This window comes from Kineobactrum sediminis, from assembly GCF_002868715.1.
GTDB classification, from domain to species: Bacteria; Pseudomonadota; Gammaproteobacteria; order Pseudomonadales; family Halieaceae; genus Kineobactrum; species Kineobactrum sediminis.
Genome location: NZ_PKLZ01000009.1, coordinates 134,764 through 155,601, shown reverse-complemented (window position 1 = coordinate 155,601; position 20,838 = coordinate 134,764). Strand labels below are relative to the sequence as shown.

General features: G+C 56.1%; 21 protein-coding genes and 1 tRNA gene. 11 read left to right on the top strand and 11 right to left on the bottom strand.

All coding sequences use genetic code 11. The features are described from left to right. Positions 1 to 15: 15 nt before the first annotated feature. From pheS to thrS, 5 genes are all read right to left on the bottom strand, one after another. Positions 16 to 1,029, bottom strand: coding sequence for a phenylalanine--tRNA ligase subunit alpha (gene pheS / locus CWI75_RS13030; RefSeq protein WP_101521941.1), 1,014 nt, complete (start codon positions 1,027 to 1,029; stop codon positions 16 to 18). Between the two features lie 509 nt (positions 1,030 to 1,538). Next, on the bottom strand, positions 1,539 to 1,895 hold the full coding sequence (gene rplT / locus CWI75_RS13025) for a 50S ribosomal protein L20 (RefSeq protein ID WP_101521940.1): 357 nt from the start codon (positions 1,893 to 1,895) through the stop codon (positions 1,539 to 1,541). Between the two features lie 31 nt (positions 1,896 to 1,926). Next, the gene (gene rpmI, locus CWI75_RS13020) at positions 1,927 to 2,121 is read right to left on the bottom strand and encodes a 50S ribosomal protein L35 (RefSeq protein ID WP_101521939.1); all 195 of its coding nucleotides are present in this window, start codon (positions 2,119 to 2,121) and stop codon (positions 1,927 to 1,929) included. Between the two features lie 58 nt (positions 2,122 to 2,179). Further along, positions 2,180 to 2,677, bottom strand: a complete 498-nt coding sequence (infC, locus tag CWI75_RS13015) for a translation initiation factor IF-3 (protein WP_277621769.1) — start codon at positions 2,675 to 2,677, stop codon at positions 2,180 to 2,182. Between the two features lie 34 nt (positions 2,678 to 2,711). Then, positions 2,712 to 4,643, bottom strand: a complete 1,932-nt coding sequence (gene thrS / locus CWI75_RS13010; RefSeq protein ID WP_101521938.1) for a threonine--tRNA ligase — start codon at positions 4,641 to 4,643, stop codon at positions 2,712 to 2,714. 260 nt (positions 4,644 to 4,903) lie between these two features. Here thrS and CWI75_RS13005 point away from each other — a divergent pair, with 260 nt between their 5' ends. After that, a complete protein-coding gene (locus CWI75_RS13005) occupies positions 4,904 to 5,353 on the top strand; it encodes a host attachment protein (RefSeq protein ID WP_162300079.1) in 450 nt (149 codons plus the stop codon). A gap of 106 nt (positions 5,354 to 5,459) precedes the next feature. After that, positions 5,460 to 7,139: an EAL domain-containing protein gene (locus tag CWI75_RS13000; RefSeq protein ID WP_101521936.1), complete on the top strand. Its 1,680-nt coding sequence runs from the start codon at positions 5,460 to 5,462 to the stop codon at positions 7,137 to 7,139. Between the two features lie 43 nt (positions 7,140 to 7,182). Here the strand turns inward: CWI75_RS13000 and uvrB are convergent, their stop codons facing one another. After that, on the bottom strand, positions 7,183 to 9,201 hold the full coding sequence (gene uvrB, locus CWI75_RS12995; RefSeq protein WP_101521935.1) for an excinuclease ABC subunit UvrB: 2,019 nt from the start codon (positions 9,199 to 9,201) through the stop codon (positions 7,183 to 7,185). Positions 9,202 to 9,374: 173 nt separating this feature from the next. On the opposite strand from uvrB, the gene CWI75_RS12990 reads away from it, so the two are divergent. The 9 genes from CWI75_RS12990 (at position 9,375) to CWI75_RS12950 (ending at position 14,447) form a co-directional block, all read left to right on the top strand. Next, positions 9,375 to 9,450: transfer RNA gene (locus tag CWI75_RS12990), tRNA-Asn, on the top strand. Positions 9,451 to 9,537: 87 nt separating this feature from the next. Continuing rightward, entirely contained in the window at positions 9,538 to 10,086 is a 549-nt protein-coding gene (locus CWI75_RS12985) for a hypothetical protein (RefSeq protein WP_101521934.1), read from the top strand. A gap of 104 nt (positions 10,087 to 10,190) precedes the next feature. Continuing rightward, complete coding sequence (locus tag CWI75_RS12980; RefSeq protein ID WP_101521933.1) at positions 10,191 to 10,412, top strand: hypothetical protein; 222 nt, start codon at positions 10,191 to 10,193, stop codon at positions 10,410 to 10,412. Positions 10,413 to 10,742: 330 nt separating this feature from the next. Then, the gene (locus CWI75_RS12975; protein ID WP_101521932.1) at positions 10,743 to 11,012 is read left to right on the top strand and encodes a DUF883 C-terminal domain-containing protein; all 270 of its coding nucleotides are present in this window, start codon (positions 10,743 to 10,745) and stop codon (positions 11,010 to 11,012) included. A gap of 5 nt (positions 11,013 to 11,017) precedes the next feature. Continuing rightward, a complete protein-coding gene (locus tag CWI75_RS12970) occupies positions 11,018 to 11,518 on the top strand; it encodes a hypothetical protein (RefSeq protein WP_146003592.1) in 501 nt (166 codons plus the stop codon). Continuing rightward, positions 11,493 to 11,780 carry a hypothetical protein gene (locus tag CWI75_RS12965; protein WP_101521930.1) on the top strand — a complete coding sequence of 96 codons (288 nt, stop codon included), beginning with the start codon at positions 11,493 to 11,495 and terminating at the stop codon, positions 11,778 to 11,780. Before CWI75_RS12970 ends, CWI75_RS12965 begins: the two co-directional genes overlap by 26 nt. Beyond that, a complete protein-coding gene (locus CWI75_RS12960) occupies positions 11,777 to 12,961 on the top strand; it encodes an AI-2E family transporter (RefSeq protein ID WP_241521213.1) in 1,185 nt (394 codons plus the stop codon). The genes CWI75_RS12965 and CWI75_RS12960 overlap by 4 nt, the downstream gene beginning before the upstream one ends. Before the next feature lie 137 nt (positions 12,962 to 13,098). After that, positions 13,099 to 13,917, top strand: a complete 819-nt coding sequence (locus CWI75_RS12955; protein WP_162300078.1) for a class I SAM-dependent methyltransferase — start codon at positions 13,099 to 13,101, stop codon at positions 13,915 to 13,917. 113 nt (positions 13,918 to 14,030) lie between these two features. After that, the gene (locus CWI75_RS12950; RefSeq protein WP_101521928.1) at positions 14,031 to 14,447 is read left to right on the top strand and encodes a DUF6524 family protein; all 417 of its coding nucleotides are present in this window, start codon (positions 14,031 to 14,033) and stop codon (positions 14,445 to 14,447) included. Positions 14,448 to 14,473: 26 nt separating this feature from the next. On the opposite strand, the gene CWI75_RS18435 is transcribed toward CWI75_RS12950, so the two are convergent. From CWI75_RS18435 to CWI75_RS12925, 5 genes are read right to left on the bottom strand one after another with little or no spacing between them, the layout of a single operon-like run. Then, positions 14,474 to 15,571, bottom strand: coding sequence for an ATP-binding cassette domain-containing protein (locus CWI75_RS18435; RefSeq protein WP_162300077.1), 1,098 nt, complete (start codon positions 15,569 to 15,571; stop codon positions 14,474 to 14,476). Continuing rightward, positions 15,571 to 16,728, bottom strand: a complete 1,158-nt coding sequence (gene devC, locus CWI75_RS12940) for an ABC transporter permease DevC (protein ID WP_101521927.1) — start codon at positions 16,726 to 16,728, stop codon at positions 15,571 to 15,573. Before devC ends, CWI75_RS18435 begins: the two co-directional genes overlap by 1 nt. Next, positions 16,728 to 17,513, bottom strand: coding sequence for an efflux RND transporter periplasmic adaptor subunit (locus CWI75_RS12935; protein WP_101521926.1), 786 nt, complete (start codon positions 17,511 to 17,513; stop codon positions 16,728 to 16,730). Before CWI75_RS12935 ends, devC begins: the two co-directional genes overlap by 1 nt. 54 nt (positions 17,514 to 17,567) lie before the next feature. Further along, complete coding sequence (locus CWI75_RS12930) at positions 17,568 to 18,569, bottom strand: patatin-like phospholipase family protein (RefSeq protein ID WP_101521925.1); 1,002 nt, start codon at positions 18,567 to 18,569, stop codon at positions 17,568 to 17,570. 42 nt (positions 18,570 to 18,611) lie between these two features. Continuing rightward, on the bottom strand, positions 18,612 to 20,834 hold the full coding sequence (locus tag CWI75_RS12925) for a toll/interleukin-1 receptor domain-containing protein (protein ID WP_101521924.1): 2,223 nt from the start codon (positions 20,832 to 20,834) through the stop codon (positions 18,612 to 18,614). Positions 20,835 to 20,838 lie beyond the last annotated feature (4 nt).

The window sequence follows — 20,838 nt, the reverse complement described above, 5'->3', positions numbered from 1 at the left end:
TTTCTCCGTGGTCTGCTAGAACTGCTCAAGAAAGCGCAGGTCATTTTCAAAGAACAGGCGCAGGTCATTAACCCCGTAGCGCAACATGGCCAGGCGCTCGACACCCATGCCAAAAGCAAAACCGGTGAAACGCTCGGCATCAATACCACAGTGCTCCAGCACCCGTGGATGCACCATGCCGCACCCCATCACCTCAAGCCAACCGGTCTGGCTGCAGACTCTGCAACCCTTGCCGCCGCAGTTAACACACTGCATATCCACTTCCGCAGACGGCTCGGTAAACGGAAAGTAGGAGGGACGGAAGCGCACTTCAAGGTCGCGCTCAAAAAAGACGCGCAGGAAGTCCTCTATCAGCCCCTTGAGATCCGCAAAGGTTGAATGCTCGTCAATCAACAGGCCTTCCACCTGGTGGAACATCGGCGTATGGGTGAGATCGGAGTCGCAGCGATACACCCTGCCCGGGCATATTATCCGCAGCGGCGGCGCTTCACTCTCCATGACCCGCACCTGTACCGGTGAGGTATGGGTACGCAGCACGGTGGTCGGGTCAACATAAAAGGTATCGTGCATGGCACGGGCGGGGTGGTGCGCGGGAATATTGAGGGCTTCGAAGTTGTGGTAGTCGTCCTCAATCTCCGGGCCTTCCACCACGTCAAAGCCCACCGCGCCGAAGAAGTCTTCCATGCGCTCAATGGTTCGGGTTACGGGGTGAATGCCACCGGTACTCTGGCCGCGACCCGGCAGGGTGACATCTATTGCCTCCCGGGCCAGCTTCTCTGCCAGTGCCGACGATTCCAGTGCTGTTTTGCGCTCGGCGATAAGGCCCTGCAATTCCTGCTTGACCACATTGATTTTGGCACCGGCAGCGGGGCGCTCCTCGGCGGACAACTTGCCCAGTCCCTTGAGTAATTCCGTGAGACGGCCTTTCTTGCCCAGGAAGTCCACCCGCAACTGCTCCAGGGTGGCGCTGTCGGTGGCGGCCTTTATTGCGGCTTTGGCTTCCTCGGCGAGGGAGTTCAGGTTTTCCATCTGTTGTGTTTCCGCTGTCATTGTCTTTTGTGGTCACGGGGTCGTATGACCTTGATTTGTGTAGTACTTCCGCCGCCTCGCGCGGGCAGGAGAACGGTTCCGGGACACGCCGTGAACCCGTCCATGGGGGCTTGTCCTCGACATCCATGTCTCACACAGTCCCGGAACCGTTCTCCTGCCCGCTCAAGGCTGCCTGTGTGCCAGCTTCTAACCACGGCCACGTTTTCTTCTTCAGCGATAATATTCAGCTCGCCGAGGTAGTGCGGCACAGGCGGTGGGGGCCTGCCCGGACCGTCGGCGGCCATGGATGGCCGCCGCCGAGCCTACAGGGACGTACTTGTGGCGTGTCCGGGCAGGCCCCCACCGCCTGTGCCGTACGACAATTCACTGCCGAACCCAAATACCGCCAAACCAACCAATCACCAAACAAAAAAGGGAAAGAGCAACGCCCTTTCCCTTTTCGATCTTGCTTAAACCAACAGCGAACCGCGCAAGCGGCAGGGACGGACTCAGGCCAGCGCGGCCTTTGCTTGTTCCACAATCGCTGCAAAAGCCGGCTTGTCACGCACCGCCAGGTCCGAAAGGACGCGACGATCCAGGCCAATGCTGGCTTTCTTCAGGCCATTGATCAGGCGGCTGTAGCTCAGGCCATTGGCGCGGGACTGGGCATTGATACGCGTGATCCACAGCGCTCGGAACTGACGCTTGCGCTGGCGACGGTCACGGTATGCGTACTGACCGGCTTTGGTAACAGCCTGTTTGGCAACACGAAACACACGGCTACGGGCGCCATAATAGCCCTTGGCCTGCTTCAGGATTTTCTTGTGACGGCGATGAGCCGTTACACCACGTTTTACGCGAGGCATGGTCTTCTCCTAATCTAAAATGAATAACCGTTTAGCAGGCCCGGAACATCCGGTCTACGTGCACCTTATCACTGGCATGAACCAGAGAGGTTCCGCGCAGCTGACGCTTGCGCTTGGTTGTCATCTTGGTCAGGATGTGACTCTTGTGAGCGCTCTTGCGCTTGTAGCCACCAGCAGTTTTCTTGAAACGCTTGGCAGCCCCGCTGTGAATTTTAGCTTTTGGCATCGTTAGATACTCCGCATTTGCATCAATATAAAATGAAGAAAAAAGGCATTCACAGGCCCTAGCTCTTCTTCCTGGGTGCGATCACCATGGTCAACTGTCGGCCTTCCATTTTAGGAAATTGCTCAACAGCGCCCAATTCGGCCAGATCAGCTTCTACTCGTTTGAGTAGCTCCATGCCGATTTCCTGGTGAGCCATTTCACGACCGCGAAAACGCAGCGTGACCTTGGCTTTATCGCCTTGCTCTAGAAAACGCACCAGGTTGCGTAGTTTTACCTGGTAGTCTCCTTCCTCCGTCCCTGGACGAAACTTCATCTCTTTGACCTGGGTTCGCTTCTGTTTCTTTTTCGAAGCCGCTTTCTGTTTCTTGGCCTCGAAAATATGCTTCCCGTAGTCCATCACCTTGCAGACCGGTGGTTCTGAATCGGCGATCAGCACGAGGTCCATGGTGGCAGCTTCTGCTGCCGCCAGCGCCTCTTTCAGAGGCACAATACCTACCTGCTCGCCATCCGCGCCCACAAGGCGTACCGGATCCGATGTAATCTGGTCGTTAATCAGGGCTTTTTTTGAGGAGCCCTTGCCGCTATCTTTCTTAATGCTGGTTCTCCAATGAAATACGGCCGAGTTGCGCCACGTCGTTCGAGAGGAGCGCTTCCAGAGCGCTGAGATCCATGGATCCCAGGTCCTCACCACGACGGGCCCGCACGGCCACAGTTTGGGTGTCTACTTCTTTATCCCCCACCACCAACAGGTAGGGAACCTTATGAATAGTATGCTCGCGGATTTTAAAGCCGATTTTCTCATTTCTCAAGTCCGAAATGACCCGAAACCCTTTGTTTTTCAAGGAATCTTCCACATTTCGGGCATAATCGCCCTGTTTGTCGGTAATATTCAGCACCACAGCCTGGGTGGGCGCCAGCCAGGTGGGAAAAACACCTTCGTAGTGCTCAATCAATATTCCAATGAAACGCTCGAAGGATCCGAGGATTGCGCGGTGTAACATAACCGGCACCTGGCGCGAGCCGTCTTCCGCCACATACTGGGCGCCGAGGCGTCCGGGCATGGAGAAATCCACCTGCACCGTGCCCAGCTGCCACACCCGGCCGATACAATCCTTCAACGAAAATTCGATTTTGGGGCCGTAGAATGCCCCCTCGCCCGGCAATTCCTGCCAGGGTAAGTCATGGGCATCCAGGGCATCGGCCAACGCCTGCTCCGCACGGTCCCAGTCACTATCGGACCCTACGCGCTTCGGGGGTCGCGTTGAAAGGCGATAAATCACCTCGCTGAAGCCGAAATCGGCATAGACCTCGTGCAGAAAATCGATAAAAGAGGAAACTTCAGCCTGGATCTGGTCCTCGGTGCAGAAAATGTGAGCATCATCCTGGGTGAAGCCGCGCACCCGCATAATACCGTGCAAAGAACCGGAGGGCTCATTGCGGTGGCAGCTGCCAAACTCCGCCAGGCGCAGCGGCAAGTCACGGTAGGATTTCAGCCCCTGGTTGAAGACCTGCACATGACAAGGGCAATTCATCGGTTTCACCGCAAACTGCCGGTCTTCCGATTGCAGGGTAAACATGTCATCGCCAAATTTATCGGCGTGGCCGGAGCGCTCCCACAGCGACATATCAACCAGCTGTGGCGTGCGAATTTCCTGGTAGCCATGGGCATGCTGGGCCCGGCGCATGTATTGCTCGATACCCTGGTATAACGTCCAGCCATCGGGATGCCAGAAAACCATGCCGGGCGCTTCTTCCTGAGTATGAAACAGGCCCAGTTTCTTGCCGATTTTGCGATGATCCCGCTTTTCGGCTTCCTCGATACGAGTCAGGTAGTCGGCCAGCTGCTTTTTATTGGCCCAGGCCGTACCGTAGATGCGCTGCAGCATTTCATTGCTGGAGTCACCGCGCCAGTAGGCACCCGCAACCTTTGTCAGCTTGAAGGCCTTGAGTTTGCCGGTACTGGGCACGTGGGGGCCACGGCACAGATCCATCCAGGGACCCTGCTGATAGACCGACAGCTCTTCACCTTCGGGCAGGCTTTCAATAATCTGGACCTTGTAGTGCTCGCCCATGTTACGGAACAGCTCTATGGCGCGCTCGCGGCTCATTACCACGCGTTCAACCGTCAGATCGTCGGCAACGATCTGTGCCATCCGCTGTTCGATCTTCTCCAGGTCTTCCGGGGTGAAATGATGCCCGGTCGCGAAATCATAATAGAACCCGTCTTCAATCACCGGGCCGATTGTCACCTGGGTACCCGGGAAAAGCTCCTGGGTCGCCATGGCCAGCAGGTGTGCAGCTGAATGGCGAATAACCTCAAGGCCGGCTGCGTCGCGCTCGGTAATAATCGCCAGCTCGGCATCATCGCTGATTACAAAAGAGGTATCCACCTCACGACCATCAACAACGCCCGCGAGCGCGGCTTTCGCCAGGCCGGGGCCGATATCTGACGCCACATCATGCACTGACACCGGGGCATCAAAGAATCGTTGGCTGCCGTCAGGCAGGGTAATAGCAGGCACTCGCTTTCCTTGTATCAGTGGTGGCCCCTACTAAAGGCCACGTGGGTCAGCTGCAATCGGGGATCGTGGGCTGAAATTTGGCGTTTTTCCGCAACGGGGAAAACGGCGGCACAGAGTATAGCACAGGAACTTGCCGTGAGTAGCGCGAGAGCTTCACTAGCGCGCGCATGGAGAATAGCGAAAAGGGTCTATTATCCGGCGAAATAATGGGATCTGGACTATCTTCTAACAAGGAAGATCCATTCATGTCGGGGGATTCTATGAGCACATGGCTACTTGTTGCGAACGCCAGTCAGGCACGCATCTATGAGACCCAACCAAGGCGGCTACGCTCGCTGACGCTGGTTGAAGAATATGCCCACCCGGAAAGCAGGGAAAAGGGTGAGAGGCTGAGTTCAGACCGTCCCGGCCATTTCCAGGCGACCACTACGAACATGGCGGGCTCGGCACATGGCGAATTCGTTGAACCCACCAATCCAAAAGACTACGAACATCAGCGCTTCGCCAGGGAGCTGGCCGACAACCTGAACGACGCTCGCAATAAACAACGCTTCGATAACCTGATCGTTGTGGCTTCGCCCCACTTTCATGGCCTTATCAACCAGAATCTGAACGAGCATGTCGCCAAAATGATCAGCAATCACATCAACAAGGACTACACTGAACTGGATGAGAGGGAATTGCTGAATAAACTGAACACTCTCGTCTGAAATCCAGCAGGGGCGCAGCCGTGGAACAGGTCATATGCGAGCAGCCAGTCAATAGAGCCGGCACAACCGTCCGTTTTCATGCATTCAGCTTGAAAAGCCGGCCGCCGTGCGGCTGAGTTCTGTCACGCAACAAAGCAATCAGAGCCAATTCCTGGACTCGCTGTGGGCCGCTTTGCCAGATCTGTATCTGCTGCTCGACCAGGACGGGACTATTCGCGATTGTCACGGCCCGGAAACGATGTACCTCGGCCGGACGCCGGCACAACTACTTAACAGATCGGTTAATGCCCTCCTCCCTGATCCGGTGACAGGTCAATTCAGGCGGGCTATGGACCGCTCCATACGCAACAACACACTCGTTACCTTCGAATACAACGTGCCTTGTGGAGAAGGAAAAACTTACTATGAAGCGCGGATCACGCCGATTCCCGAAAATCGGCAGCTTGTTTGCCTGGTGCGGGATATTACCGAGCTGCACGAGGCACGCGAGCGACTGGAATCCATAGCGCACTGCGACCCCCTGACGGGACTGGCAAATCGCTCGCTGCTCGACAGCCTGCTTGAACGCAACATCAAGACGGCGCGACGCAATCACAGCCGGCTGGCCGTCATGTTCATCGACCTGGATCGATTCAAGGAGATTAACGACACCCTGGGACATGCCGCAGGCGACGATCTGCTCACTCAAACCGCAACCCGCCTGCAAAACTGCTTGCGGGAAAGCGACGTACTGGCGCGGGTGGGAGGGGATGAATTTGTCGCGTTGCTTGACCAGATTGAAGTCATCGACGATGCCTCGGCAGTTGCCTGTAAGTTAATGGATGCAATCAACCAGCCGTTCATACTCGGGGGTGTTCAGGTAAAACTCAGCTGCAGTATCGGCATCAGTCTCTATCCCGACGACGCCCGGGAGACCTCCCGATTACTGGATTACGCCGATATTGCCATGTATCGGGCCAAGGAAAGCGGGCGCAGTGACTGGCGGTTTTACACCGCCGACATGACCACGGCCGCCACCGAACACCGGGTCCTGCTTGAGGCCTTCAAGCAATCCTTCGACAACAACTCGCTGACCCAGGTTTATCAACCTCAGATAGATTTCAGCACCGGCAGGATCATTGGCTTCGAGGCCCTGGCGCGATGGCACATGCCGGGCAGGGGGCCTGTGCAGCCCAGGGAATTTATTTCGCTTGCCGGACAGGCGGGACTAATGCGGCGCCTGGACACCTGGTCAGTCCGTACTGCCTGCGCACAATTGCGCAATTGGCAGGACACAGGTGGTACATCCCACAGAGTCAGCATCAATCTCAGCTGTGCGACGCTCCAGCAGGCAGATTTCGTACAAGCACTGGCCAGCGCACTTGATGAATACCAGCTTGCTGCCCACCAGCTGGAAATCGAAATCAGGGAGCTGACGCTGCTCGGACAGCACCCTGTTGCCCGGGACAACCTGCGGGCAGTCAGTGAGCTGGGCATCGGTATTGCCATCGACGATTTCGGGGTCGGGGACACCTCCCTCGACTACTTGCGCACACTGCCGATCACCACGCTGAAACTCGCCGCATCGTTCATGCACAACATACCGCACGACAAAGAGCAGGCCATCATAGCCAGAACCATTATTGCAATGGGCCGGGCCCTGGGACTCAAGGTTGTTGTCAAGGGCATTGAAAATGAATCCCAGGCCAACTTCATCAAGCAGCTTGGCGGGGTTGCCGGCCAGGGTTTTTACTTCAGCCAGCCGCTACCGGCAGAAGAGATTCCCGGGATGACAAGCAGACACTAGCGCTTCAGGACAAAGGTGTGCAGGCACATTAATAACCAGACTGTTAGCTGAGAAACGCGAGCTGGCGGATCTCCGTCACCTGGTCGCGCAACGCCGCCGCCTGCTCAAACTCCAGGTTTTTGGCATGCTGTTGCATTTGCGCCTCCATTTGCTGCAGCTTGCGCGCCAGTGCCGCCGGGCTCAGCTGGGCAACTTCGGTGCTGTAGGCCAGTGCAGATTCCGCCACTTTCGCCGCTCGAGTCTTGCCCTTGGTGGGCATGCGCCTGGCACCTTCCATAATATCCTGGATGGATTTGGTCACCCCGACAGGCGTGATCCCATGCTCCAGGTTGTGGGCCATCTGCTTCTCGCGGCGCCGCGTGGTCTCCGCCATTGCCCGCTCCATGGAACCGGTGATTTTGTCGGCATAGAGAATAGCCCGACCGTTGAGGTTACGCGCGGCGCGACCGATCGTCTGGATCAGGGCACGCTCCGAACGCAGAAAACCCTCCTTGTCAGCGTCCAGGATCGTCACCAGTGAGACCTCGGGCATATCCAGGCCCTCGCGCAGCAGATTGATGCCCACCAGCACATCGAATTCGCCCAAACGCAGATCGCGAATAATCTCAACCCGCTCCACCGTGTCAATATCCGAGTGCAGATAGCGCACCTTGACGCCATGTTCCGCCAGGTACTCGGTCAGGTCTTCGGACATCCGCTTGGTCAGGGTCGTCACCAGCACCCTCTCCCCTACCGCCACAACCTTGTGGATCTCGGAAAGCAGGTCATCCACCTGGGTAGTAGCCGGGCGCACTTCCAGCGGAGGATCCAGCAGGCCGGTTGGACGCACCACCTGCTCCACCACGCGTCCGGCGTGTTCAAGTTCGTAGTGTCCCGGCGTGGCCGAGACAAACACGGCCTGCGGCACGAGCTGTTCCCATTCCTCAAATCGCAGCGGTCGGTTGTCCAGCGCCGAGGGCAGGCGAAACCCGTATTCCACCAGGGTTTCCTTGCGCGAGCGGTCACCACGGTACATGCCGCCAATCTGGGGAATCGTGGCGTGGGACTCGTCGATAATCACCAGCGCGTTTTCCGGCAGGTATTCAAACAGCGTGGGCGGCGGCTGGCCTTCGCCGCGCCCGGAGAGGTAGCGGGAATAGTTTTCCACGCCGTTGCAATAGCCCAGTTCGCGGATCATCTCAAGATCATAGCGGGTACGTTGATGGAGGCGCTGCGCCTCTACCAGCTTGTTGTTATCCTTGAGTTGCGCCACTCGCTGCTCGAGTTCGGCTTCTATCTGCCCGACGGCATTCAGCATTACATCCCGGGTGGTGACATAGTGGCTCTTCGGGAATATGGTCACCCGGGGCACCTTGCGCTCCACCGCCCCGGTAAGGGGATCAAAGTAGCAGATATTCTCCACTTCGGAATCAAACAGCTCAATACGCACTGCTTCAAACTCGGAATCGGCCGGGAAAATATCAATGACGTCGCCCCGAACCCGATAGCTGCCGCGATGGAAATCGATATCGTTTCGCGTGTATTGTAATTCAGCGAGGTGACGCAGCAGCTGACGCTGGTCAATGATCTCGCCCCGGGACAGGTGCATTACCATGGTGAAATAGGTCTTGGGATCCCCCAGGCCATAAATGGCGGAGACCGTAGCCACTACCAGGCAGTCTTCCCGTTCCAGCAGGGCCTTGGTCGCAGACAGCCGCATCTGCTCAATATGCTCGTTAACCGAAGAGTCCTTTTCAATAAAGGTATCCGAGGATGGCACATACGCCTCCGGCTGATAGTAGTCGTAGTAAGACACAAAATACTCTACGGCGTTATCGGGAAAGAACTCCTTGAACTCGCCATATAACTGGGCCGCCAGCGTCTTGTTGTGAGCCATGACAATGGTTGGGCGCTGTATCTGTTCCACGACATTGGCCATGGTATAGGTCTTGCCCGACCCAGTGACGCCGAGCAACACCTGCGACGATAGGCCGGCATTGATACCCTCCACCAGATCGTGGATCGCCCTGGGCTGATCCCCCGCCGGAGAGTAACCGGACTGTACTCTGAACCGCTTTGCCATGACTCCTGACCTGCCTTCCACACTTAACCGTCTATTATGGAGCAGTGTGGCGGGAAATGCAGCCGGGGGCCGTTTACCGCCCGAAACAACCGCGCACAGCCAGAAAAAATCTCCGGGATATGTTGACCTGTCTGGAGCGGGTCATTAATATACGCGACCTCGGTTGAGACCATTCCGCCTTAGCTCAGTTGGTAGAGCAATTGACTGTTAATCAATGGGTCGCTGGTTCGAGCCCAGCAGGCGGAGCCATATTTGTAATTAAATTAAGGGGTTGCAGTGATGCGGCCCTTTTTTTTGTGCCCACCCCCCGTTCCCACAACACTACCCCAGGACACTATGCTCACAGCCAACAAACTTGAAAAAATCATGGAACTCGAGGCTGATCTCCGGGCCGAGTATCAGCAACAGCTCGACACCAAGAGCGCCGAGATCGACCGCCTCAGCGCCCGGGAGTCAGAACTCCAGGCCGCCGTCGACAAGCAGCTGGAGACCATCACCGAACTCACCGGCAAGGCCACCGACAGCCAGAAGGCCGAGCAGCGCGCCCGCGAACTGCACAATCGCAGCGAACGACTGGTGGCGGAGATCGCCGAACTGAAGCAGCGGATAAAGACCCTGCAGAAGGATCTGGCGGCGATGCGCGAAGAGAACAAGACCCTCACGCAATTCGACCCGGTGCGCATGAAGAAGAACCTCGATGCCAGCAAGAAGAAACTGGCGGAAAAGACCAGCGCGGCCGATACCTTGCAGAAGACGCTCAGCGAGACCAGGAAAGAGAACGCGGAACTGCAGCGCAAGGTGGCGGAGCTGGAAGCCAGGGTGGCGGAGCTGGCGCCGCAAGATGCTGAGAGTGTCGATACCAAGGAAGAATCGGCTGCGGTTTGATCAGTCAGCCGGAGCAAGCCTGATCGGGCCTATAGCTGTAAGATCAGGTCGCGACTGTTACAGCTAACAGCTCGACTCTGCCCACTCCCGCATGCGAGCGCAATATGAACAGAATAGAGAAGCTTAAGAACGACGTGTACAGCTTCGAAGAGCTGGACACTCTGGAAAAAAACGCGATCAAATTGCGTGATGACGAAACCCTGCGACTCATTGCTCTTAGCCGAGCGTCAAAGACTGCCAAGGGTGAGAAGCCCAAAAGTACTATTGGTGCAGACGGCAGGCCGCTGACCAAAAAGGCTCGTCGTGATGAAAAAAACAAGCGCTAGTTGTTAGCTGGTGCCAAATCAACTCCTATAAGCTGATCGATTCAACCGCCTCATCCCAGGCTACCACTCTGGCTCACTCACCGAAGGCGCCGAATCAGGGGAAGTCCAATAGCCGTTTTAGAACCGTCCGTGGAAGCGGGGTAGAACCCGTCACAACCAACGCCGTCGGCGACAGCATTCAATCACGAGCCTGGTGAAAAGACACTGATCGACAAATTTCCACGCCTGTGTAACGATACTTTCCCTTGCGAAAGGCATGCTCGGCTCGGCAATATCATAACTCTAAGGGAGATAAAATTGGTGGCAAGCGCAACTGAAAAGGAGAGCAACGTGAAGAAGCAGGAGATGGATTCCGGTAAAGAGGCGGCGCTCGCCGCCTACAACAACCTGCTGGAGGCGCAAGGGCACTTTCGCCAGGCCGCAGAAGCCGCCGGCCTGGACCTGAAGGAGGACGCCATGGCACAGCTGGTCAAGGGCAAGGGCAAGGCCGACGCTCTGGGCCAGGACGTAGAGCGGTTCGTACATGAGAAACCGGTGGCAACGCTAGGTCTCGCCTTCGTCGCAGGCCTGCTGGCGGCACAGCTGCTGTCGCGGAAATAAACCAGGTGCCCGAGGCCACCAAACCTCAATCATCAGAGGCCGGGCACGCAGAGACAGCGGGGCAACAAGGCTCACAGCCAGACCAGTTGGGGTCCGGGACTCAATCGGAGCCGGCGGCTACAGAGGCGCAATTACAGGCATGGGCCGCGTTGTTGCAACAGACTCTGGCGACCGGGCGCCAGTTGTCCGAGCTGCTGCAGCTGGAGCTCAAGCTCGCTGTCGGCGACGGCCTGCGCCTGCTGGGGGTATTACTGGCCATGGTGTCACTCGTCATACTGGCATGGCTTGGCTTGTCTGTATTGCTCGCCTGGCTGGCTTTTCTGGGCAGTGGCTCTGTTGCCCTGGGTCTGGCGGGATTTCTTGTTGTGCAGCTGCTGGCGCTGCTCCTGCTGTGGCGAGCAGCTCGCGTTTTTCAGCGTAGCCTTGGACTGCCGGCTACCCGGCGACAGTTGAAAGCAATGACAGGAGCTGACAACAGCGATGGGACGAAGACAACAGATTCGTGAGCTGCAGGCTGCGGAGGCTGAGCTGGCTTCGCGGCGGCAATTGTTGCGGCAAAGCACCCGGCAACGGGTTGACTACCTGCGTGCACTGGGCCCGTACTGGCTTATTGGTGGCGGATTCGTTGCGGGTTTCGTCACCCAGCGTTTCGGCGGCCTGATAGGCAGCAGCGCAATTGAATCACCGCTGGCGATGGGGCTGCGCCTGTGGCCCATGCTGTCTGCTGGCTTCAGCACCGGTCTTGCCGCCACTGATTCTACAACGTGACCAAAAGGGGAACCCCGGAACCAGTCGACCCCACTGAGCCGGATCGTATATCCAACTCCACGACGGCATCGCCATCGATACGTTGTCTCCTGGCGCTGGCGCTGCTGTACACTATTTATTTCGCCAAGTCGTTATTGATACCGATTGTCGTCGCGGTTCTGTTCGCGCTGCTGCTCGGGCCACTGGTAAAGCTGCTCAAGCGATTCTACGTTCCGCGGGCAATCTCGGCCGTATTGATTCTCTGTGTGATTGGAGGCCCCCTCGTCCTTCTTGCCACTCAACTGGCCGAGCCCGCCCAGCGCTGGGGCAAAGCAATTCCGGAACTGACGGAGCAATTCTCACAGCGGGTTGACACCCTGACTGACTCGCTTACTGCTAAGCCCAAACCCAAGGCGCCCGAACCCAGGGGCTTCACGTTTTTTGGCCTGTTCGGTGACAACAGCCCAGAAGAATCCGGGACAGGTGCCGATAGAGCGGAAGAACCTGACGCAAAAGATGAAAACCGGGTCAGCGAAAAACTCAAGCAGAGTGGTCTCGAACTCATTCTCGCCATGCTGGGCGGCGCGCCATTAATAATCGCCCAGCTACTGACTACCATAATACTGATATTGTTCCTGCTGGTTTTCGGGCCAGGCCTGTTCATCAGCTTCGTCAATATTTTCCCCCGGATCCAGGACAAACGGCGCAGTATTGTGCTGATGAAAACCATAGAGGTGGAATTGTCCCGGTATATTCTCACGGTCAGCGCGATCAACACCTGTCTCGGGCTCGCGACCGCCGCCGCATTCTGGCTGCTCGGCGTGCAGGACGCCCTGTTGTGGGGGGTGTTGGTGGGCATGCTCAATTTCGCGCCCTATGTCGGCCCCCTGCTTGGAGTGATCGTGCTGCTGCTGGCGGGTGTGGTCCAGTACGGCGCAGTGGCCGCGGCTGCGCTACCGGCGCTGGTGTACTTTGGCATCAACCTGGTGGAAGCAAACTTCATTACGCCGTTGATTGTCGGCCGGAATATGCGGCTCAACCCGCTGGTCGTAATCGTATGGCTGGTAGTATGGGGTTGGCTGTGGGGCGCCATGGGTGTATTGCTGGCCATGCCCCTGCTGGTTTGCCTGAAGCTCGCAATCGGACAGAGCAAATTCCTGGACCACTGGGTGAAGTTTATTGAATCCCGGGAATTCGTTTGAACAGGTTCCTCTTTTTTTTGGCCTGGTTTTCGCACCAGCCCCGCGTTTTGGAAATCCTGATACCATAGTGATGAACAGCGAGTCCGGCAAGAGCAATGCCGGTTTTGCAAAATGCGCCACTCGTGGACGGAAAAATCATGCACTCCAAAAAAGGTTCCCTGCTGAAGCGATGGCACAGCGCTACGATCTCACCCAAAACCTGCGCCAGCAAATGGCAGGGACAATACTGGGAAGATCAGGACGAGGATCGGGTCGTCTCCTGCGCCAGCTGCAGAAGCTTTGATCCCGCCAACACCCGATGCTCAATCAACTTCGGTACTCCCCTGAGAAAATGCGTCGTCTCAAGTATTGAGGCACACTTCCATAATTGTAAAGGCGAGGAAGTCCTGGAAATTGGTTTCGGCCGATTCAAGCTGGCGCGCAACCTTATTGTGCGCAGCGGCGGCAGGTGGACAGGGGTAGACCCCCAGCAGGATACTTCCCGGAAACTACAGCTCGGCTCGGGCGGCTATGGCCATGCCAGCGAACTGCCTTTTGCCGACGCCACCTTCGACCGGGTCTTTGGCGTTCAGTCCATTGAACACTGGGGCCAGCGGGCCGGGGGTGTCAGAACCCCATCTTCTTATTCGGACTGTTTTCAGGAGATCGCGCGGGTTCTAAAACCCGGCGGCAGCATCTACTTTGATGCGCCGGTGCATTTTCACGGCAATGAAATGTTCATCATGGGCGATACCGAAAAACTCCGCTCACTGTTTGACCCGGCGGTCTGGACCAACGTTAACATAGAGCGCTGGCGGGAAGATTCAACCCCCCTGGAGCGCTATACCCCCTCCCCGACCGAGTTCAGGGATTGGCCCGTTGAGATTGTCAGTTATCCGGCACCAGAAGTGGCAAGGGCTAAAGCAGAAGGTGTGGTCTGGCTGCTCGTGGTCACTGCGCAAAAAGTCACCACGTAAGTAATCCCATCATGGTGTCAATACTGGCTGATAGTCCATGAGAGCGTAATGGAGTTGCCCACACGCAGCTCATGCATTAGATTCACCTGATAAATAATTCCTGGGGAAAGTACATGTATCAATCCTTTGATTTTGGCAGCTTCATGCTGCGCCTGTTATTTGCAGTGTTGCTGGTGGCGGGCACCTGGAACCCGACCGGCTACTCGTATGCCAACTGGATTGCGAATAATGGCTTTAACCTGCAGCCTCTCATTTTGATGGCGGGCATCCTGCTGCTGATTGGCTGGATCATCTATCTGCGCGCCACCTTTCTGTCCATGGGCTGGCTTGGGGTTATCCTGGGAACGGCCCTGTTTGGCTCGATTATCTGGTTATTTGTGGATCTGGGCTGGCTCACCCTGGAGGCCAGCGGAACGATCAGTTGGCTGGGGCTGGTACTACTGTCTATCCTGCTGGCAGTGGGCATTTCGTGGTCGCATATCCGCCGCCGCCTTACGGGGCAGCTGGATGTGGATCACGTGGAAGAGTAGTAGCGCCAATGCACAGGTAACCCTGATCACGCGCCAGGTGGTGGCGCGTAATCTATACCGAATTCCGCTGCAATCGCCTTGATTTCACTGACTTCATCACTTCCAACAATGCCATCGGCCTGGGCAATCGCGTAGAGCGAGTCGATAAAATGAGCAGTGCGATCGGCAATCAGTGCGCCGTGTTCGGCACGGGTATCGGTGGTACTCAGCGCGCGATTCTGCATCATTGAAAGCTCCATGATGAACTCGACTTCGGCGGGTTGCAGCTGAGCCACGTCATGCAGAATACGGCGCATTTCCGTGCGCTCATCATCTGTGACCACATTGTCCGCATAGGCAACCCGCGCCAGGGCGAATGAAAATGCCGCCAGATAACTTGCGTTGGCCGGCTCATGTTTGCCCAGCAAGTTCAGCATGCGGCTCGCGCCTTCCGATACCGCTTCGGTCATCGACTTCATGTGACCGTCTTCGAGATGTAGTATCCGGTCTGCAATATCCAGTATCCGATTGTCGTGCGTAACCAGTACCACCGCTGCACCGTCTTCCCTGGCCAGCTCCTGGATGAGTTCAACAACGTCTCGTCCGGATTGCTTGTCCAGGGAGGCGGTGGGCTCGTCCGCCAGTATTACCCGTGGCCTGTTAACCAGTGCCCGGGCAATGCCGGCGCGCTGCTTTTGTCCGCCGGACAGGGCGCTGGGATATTTGTTCAGGTGATCCTCAAGCCCCACACGCTTGAGGACGGATGCTATACGTTCACGGCTCTCCCGTTTCCCGGCGCTTCCGAGCTTCAGTCCCATTTGCACGTTCTGGCTGATGGTCAGGCTATCCATCAAATTATGCGACTGGAAAACATAGCCAATCTGGCGCCGCACCTTAATCAGTGTACGCTCTTTGGCATTGTTCAATTCATGGCCAAGTACCTTGACGCTCCCCTGCTGGGCCGAACGGAGTGCCCCGATCAGCGTCAGCAGTGTCGTCTTGCCGGACCCGGACGGCCCGGTCAGGATCACTACCTCGCCCGCCTTAATGTTATTACTGATATCGAAAAGAATCTGTTTCTTCAGGTTACCTTTACCATAAAGATAGGAAACATTGTCCAGAACAATGGGGATTTCATCCGTCATCAGAATACCTCTGCGGGATCAACCGAGCGCAGTTTGCGCAACGCCAGCATTCCCGAGCCCGCACACATGAAAACCGTGAGCCCGAACAGGAACAGGGCCGCTTCCGGATCCATCGCCAATGGCAAACCGGTAACGCCAGCTGCCTTGGAAAATACAAATATCGAAATCCCGATACCCGGAAGGAATCCCAGGATGGCAAGTACCAATGATTGCTGTAGCACCACCCCGCGCAAGTAGCCATGGGTATAGCCCATTGCCTTTAGCGTGGCGTACTCCTTCAGGTGGTCCTGAACGTCAGCAAACAAAATCTGGTAAACAATAATAAAACCTACCACCAGGCCCATAATTGCACCAAAGGCGAAGATGTAGCCGATAGGCGTGGTCTTGTTCCAGTGATTGACTTCAATAGCCTGGAACTCGCCTCGGGTCAGTACCAGCACATCACCGGGTATGGCAGCAAGGATATGCCGCTGCACCTCCACCGGGTCGGCGCCGGGCTCCAGGTGTATTAAGCCGATATCGATCGCTGACTTGTCGCGCTTTGGAAATGCACGCCTGAAATTCAGGTCAGAGGTGATAACACCGCCATCGAGGCCAAATGACGTACCAAGAGCATATAGTGAAGCCACTGTCGGAACCCGATCATTAAGATCAAGTTCAAACGACCCGTTGGCAGCAAAGAGTTCCGCAATGGGACCATATTCAGGCCGGCCGCGGCGATCAAAAATAATCCGATCGGTCAGCTTTATCTGCTCGTGCTGTTCAGGGGTCAACAGATTATCGAAGCCCCGCTCCGATGGATTAAAGCCTACTACAAATATATTTCGTGCATTTGAACGGTTCACCGGGTTGCGCAAACTACCCTGCTGCGCATAAACGGGTGTGACCGCTTCCACCCCTTCGAATCCCCTGACCTGATAGAGACGAGTGCGAGGGAACTGTTTGGTGGATACCAGGTAGGTACTTTTAGGACTCAGCATGACCAGGCCGTAATCCATGGCCGTATGGTATCGAACCGCACTTTTAAAAAGCGCTTCGCGAAACTCCAGCTGCACTGTCATCAGGATCACTGCAAATGCAATACCGAGAGTCGCCGCAAACAGGCGCAGTTTCTGGTGCTTGAGTTGCAACCAGCCGAGCGGGAGAAAACCGGCCATCAGATTTCTATCTCCACCTCAACCTGCATATTCGTATAACCGGCAACCGCTTCACCGCTATCCAACAGTATGAACACCTCTACCACCCTGGCATCCGTCTTGGCGATAGGATCGGTTCCCAATACGTCCATCCGTCCCACCTTGAGTGCGATACGCTCCACCGTGCCAGAGGTGCCGGACTGCAAAGCAGGGCCTGTCACCATGGCCTTCTGACCTACTTCAATATCTGCAATATCGGTTTCATACACTTCTGCCACTGCATACATCCGGTCTGTCTGCGCAAGTTCCATGATACCGTCCAGTCCCACACTTTCCCCGGGACGGGTGTGAACTTCCAGCACCTGGGCGCGCAGGGGGGCACGTACGAGGGACAGCTCCAGCCGCGCCTTTGACGCCGCGAGGTCCGCCTTCGCTATATTCAGCTCCATGGTGGTTGCATCAAGCTTCATGGCGCTGGTAGAGGAGGTCTTGGCCAGATTCTGCTGGCGGGCCATTTCGCGCCGGGCGTTATCGAGAATTGCCTCCAGTCGAGTGACTTCGGCACCTCTAAGGCTATAGCTATCGAGATAGGCGACAATCTGGTCCTGCTCGACCCAATCGCCCTCGTTCACCACCAGTTTTTCGATTACTGATCCGGAACCGCCCACGCCCGAAGGGCCGGAAAGACGAATAACACCATTGAGCGGCTCAAGCCTTCCCAGACTGGAAATTGCACGCTCTGCTGCGGGGACAGACGACGAGAATAGCAGTGTTGTAAGAATTGCTGTGAGGAAATATCGCAACATGGGTCAATCCTTCCTTGTCCAAAAGCGTAATTTTTGTGCCCGTTTAATAAGCCGTCATATATTGCTGAGACTATAATCTACTGTTGCTTTATGGTTCTCAAAATTATCCAGCAGGGCCTTTATCTCTGAAATTTCCCTCGCATACCACTGTTCGGCATGAGCCCTGAGATTCCTCACATTACCGTGATTGGTCTCATCGAGCTTCATCAGGGCGCGTGGAAGCGTACCGTCCACACGGAGGTAACGATCACCGAGAAGCTGCTTACACTGGTGGGCGCTGACTGCGGAACTGGCGCTTAACATATGATCAAGCAGCCCGTGCGTTACCCAGCCAAGAATTCCCCAGTCGCGCGATGACTTGCCAATGCGGTCCTGTTGCTTCTGTGACATATCATCCACTGGCCGGCCCGTACCCATGGATAACACCCAGACATCTTCAATAGCATAGCCCATCGCCAGGGATTCGGAGATAGCGCACAAGCTGGGGTCATTAATTGCCAGCGCACCGTCGACCAGCCAACGACTGTAAGTATCGGTGGTCGGAACAGGGGGATACATTGTCGGCGCTGCTGATGCGGCGTCACAAATCTCTACCAGGGTCGGGTTATAACTGGCGTCGTGACCTCTCCGGTTCTTGAAGGTGACCAGTTCGCGGTTGATAAAATCGTATGCCAGGATGAGAAGGTGCTTATCCACGATGTCATTGATACGCGCATCGGACATGATTTCCTCGAAATACGCGCGCTTGTTAATGCCATCGTACTTCGGCTGGTTTTGTAGCCGCCCCAGTAATCGATCCCATATCGATTTGTTGAAAATCCGCGCCATATTGTCGGAGGAATAGCTGTTTCTCGCCAGCACCTCCATCGAACCGAAGCCTCTCGCGCAGTAGGCGGCGATCAGGGCGCCGGTGCTGACACCCGCGAAAAAATCAAAAGTCTCGCGAATATTGATTCCCGCCTCCTGCTCCATCGCGAACAGTATGTTCACGGGAATTGTGCCGCGAACACCGCCACCATCTATGGACAGGATAAAGATGGGGCCTTTTGTACTCATTGGTTGTACACGTGTATTTTCATAGCAAACCACTGTTTATTATTATTGCGTTACAGTATCAGCTCGTAGAGAGGTATATTTTTTTACGTCCGCTACTCTTTCCTGATCAGTATAAATCATAATAAGCGTCTGCAAAGACTTATCTGTATACGCCCAACGCGCTGCAGAGTCCAGCGCCAGTTGTTCGTAGCTGCTGCGGACCAGCGGTTCGGCCGCAGATGTGTCGCCGAGTGCATGCAATGCGGCGCCATGAATATGTCGCGCAACCGCAGTAATCCAGTGGTCAGGTGATAACGCTCTTATCAGCGAGGCTTCACCCAGGCGGGCCTGTTCCAGAGCCTCCTCATTGCGGCCCGAAAGCAGTAAGGCCTCAGCAAGATCAACCCGGGTAATAGCGAGATCCGGGTGATCCTTTTTTAATGACGACAACTGTATATCCAGGGCCTTTTGCAGCAAATCATTGGCTGCGGGAACATCACCCGCTTCCATCTGCCAGCGACCCTGTACCGCAAGGCTGCTGCCCACATTGGGATGGACGTCACCCAGTACCTTACGCTGAATTTCCAGGGCCGCAGAGGACATCGCCATGGCATCATCGAGGTTGCCTTCATCATGGTACACAAAAGCCAGGTTATTCATCACCCTGGCAACTTCAGGATGTTCGGTGCCGAGCAATTGTCGTTGCATATCAAGTGCATCAAGATAATTTGACCGCGCAAGTTCGAGATTGCCCTGGTTGCGGTACATGCTGCCCAAAGTACTGAGCGATAATGCGACGGAAGGATGGGAATCACCATAAAGCTGCCGGTTCATGGCAAGCGCCTCCCGATAAAGGATTTCCGCCTGTTCATAATTGCCGGCAGTCATAAGCACCAGGGCCAGATTATTGAGATTCTCTGCGATATGCGGGTGCGGCTCCCGACCCAGTGTTTGCCAGCGCAATTCCAGTGCTTCTCGCAGGCGGGCTTCGGCCTTGGCCAGATTGCCCTGGTCGAACTGGTTAAGGCCTATTTCCTCTATGGCCTTGGCTACGGATGGATCTTCCCGGCCCAACAACTGGCGGCGCTCAGCCAACACCTGCTGCAATACGGGCTCGGCACGCACATAATCCCCGGTCCTGAAGTACAGTTCGGCAAGCGCAGCATTGATATCGATCCGCAATTCACCACCATCACTACCAATAGCACTCAGCGCCTCCGCATACAGCATGGCAGCCCGGTCATAGTCAGCGAGTAGCAACACGACATTAGCGAGGTTATAAAGGCTTCGTCCCAGCTCAACTCCCGAGATCGAGGATAATTCGCGGCGCAATACCACCGCTTCCTCAAGCATCTCGCTAGCATCGGCGTAGAGCCCCAGACCCGTATACACTTTACCAATTGTATCCATCAGTGAGGTCTGGATATGTGGTTGATTATCGAGCTCAGTGGAGATCCGCTCGGCACCCTTGACCAGGATCTCGCGGGCGGTAATTGACCTGCCGCGAGCTTCGCCCGGGTCAGTCACCGAGAACAGGTCAATCATGAAAGAGGCAGTCTGGCGAGCGGTTTCAGCCTCGGTTTCTGCGCGCAGACGTTGTGCGTCGGCCTCGTTACGGGCAATAATCGCGGTGGTTGCCAAACCAATGGCAAACACCATGCCGGCGACCGCGGATGAGGTGAGGACAGCAAGACGTCGGTTGCGACGTTGCAGTTCTCGCTGGCGCAGGTCATCAAAGCCAACCCCCAGAATACCCGCTATAAGCTTGACCCTGGCGCTGGCTTTACCATCCTTGCCTGGCCGCGCATCCGCGGCGATGGGTTCGGCCTGGATGTTGGTGAGTTCGTTGTCACTACCAAGCTGAAAGCGCAAGGCCCGGGGAAAACATTCCTCGTCTTCCTGGCCGGGAATACCGGAACTATAGGGCTCTCCATCCACTATTAAAGAGAAGACCCGATTCGATCTGCCCAGACGCTTGTAAGCAAGGATCTCTTCATTAACCCAGTGGGATTTTGCCGACGAGCGCGAACAGATCACGATAAGGGTAGCCGCCCCTTCTAGTGCCGCGGTCAGTTTCGCACCGAGGTCGGTAGCACTGGCAAGTTCGTCACGATCACGAAATACAGGTGCGAGCTTCGCAGGTACGGCGCCAAACTCTGTGCTCTGGCCAACCAGGCGAGCGGGAATACGATAGGTTTCCAGGGATCGGTGCAGCCATCGCGCCCATTTTTCGTCAGCGTGGCTGTAGCTGATGAAGGCACGATACTTGAATTGACGAGTACTCATATCC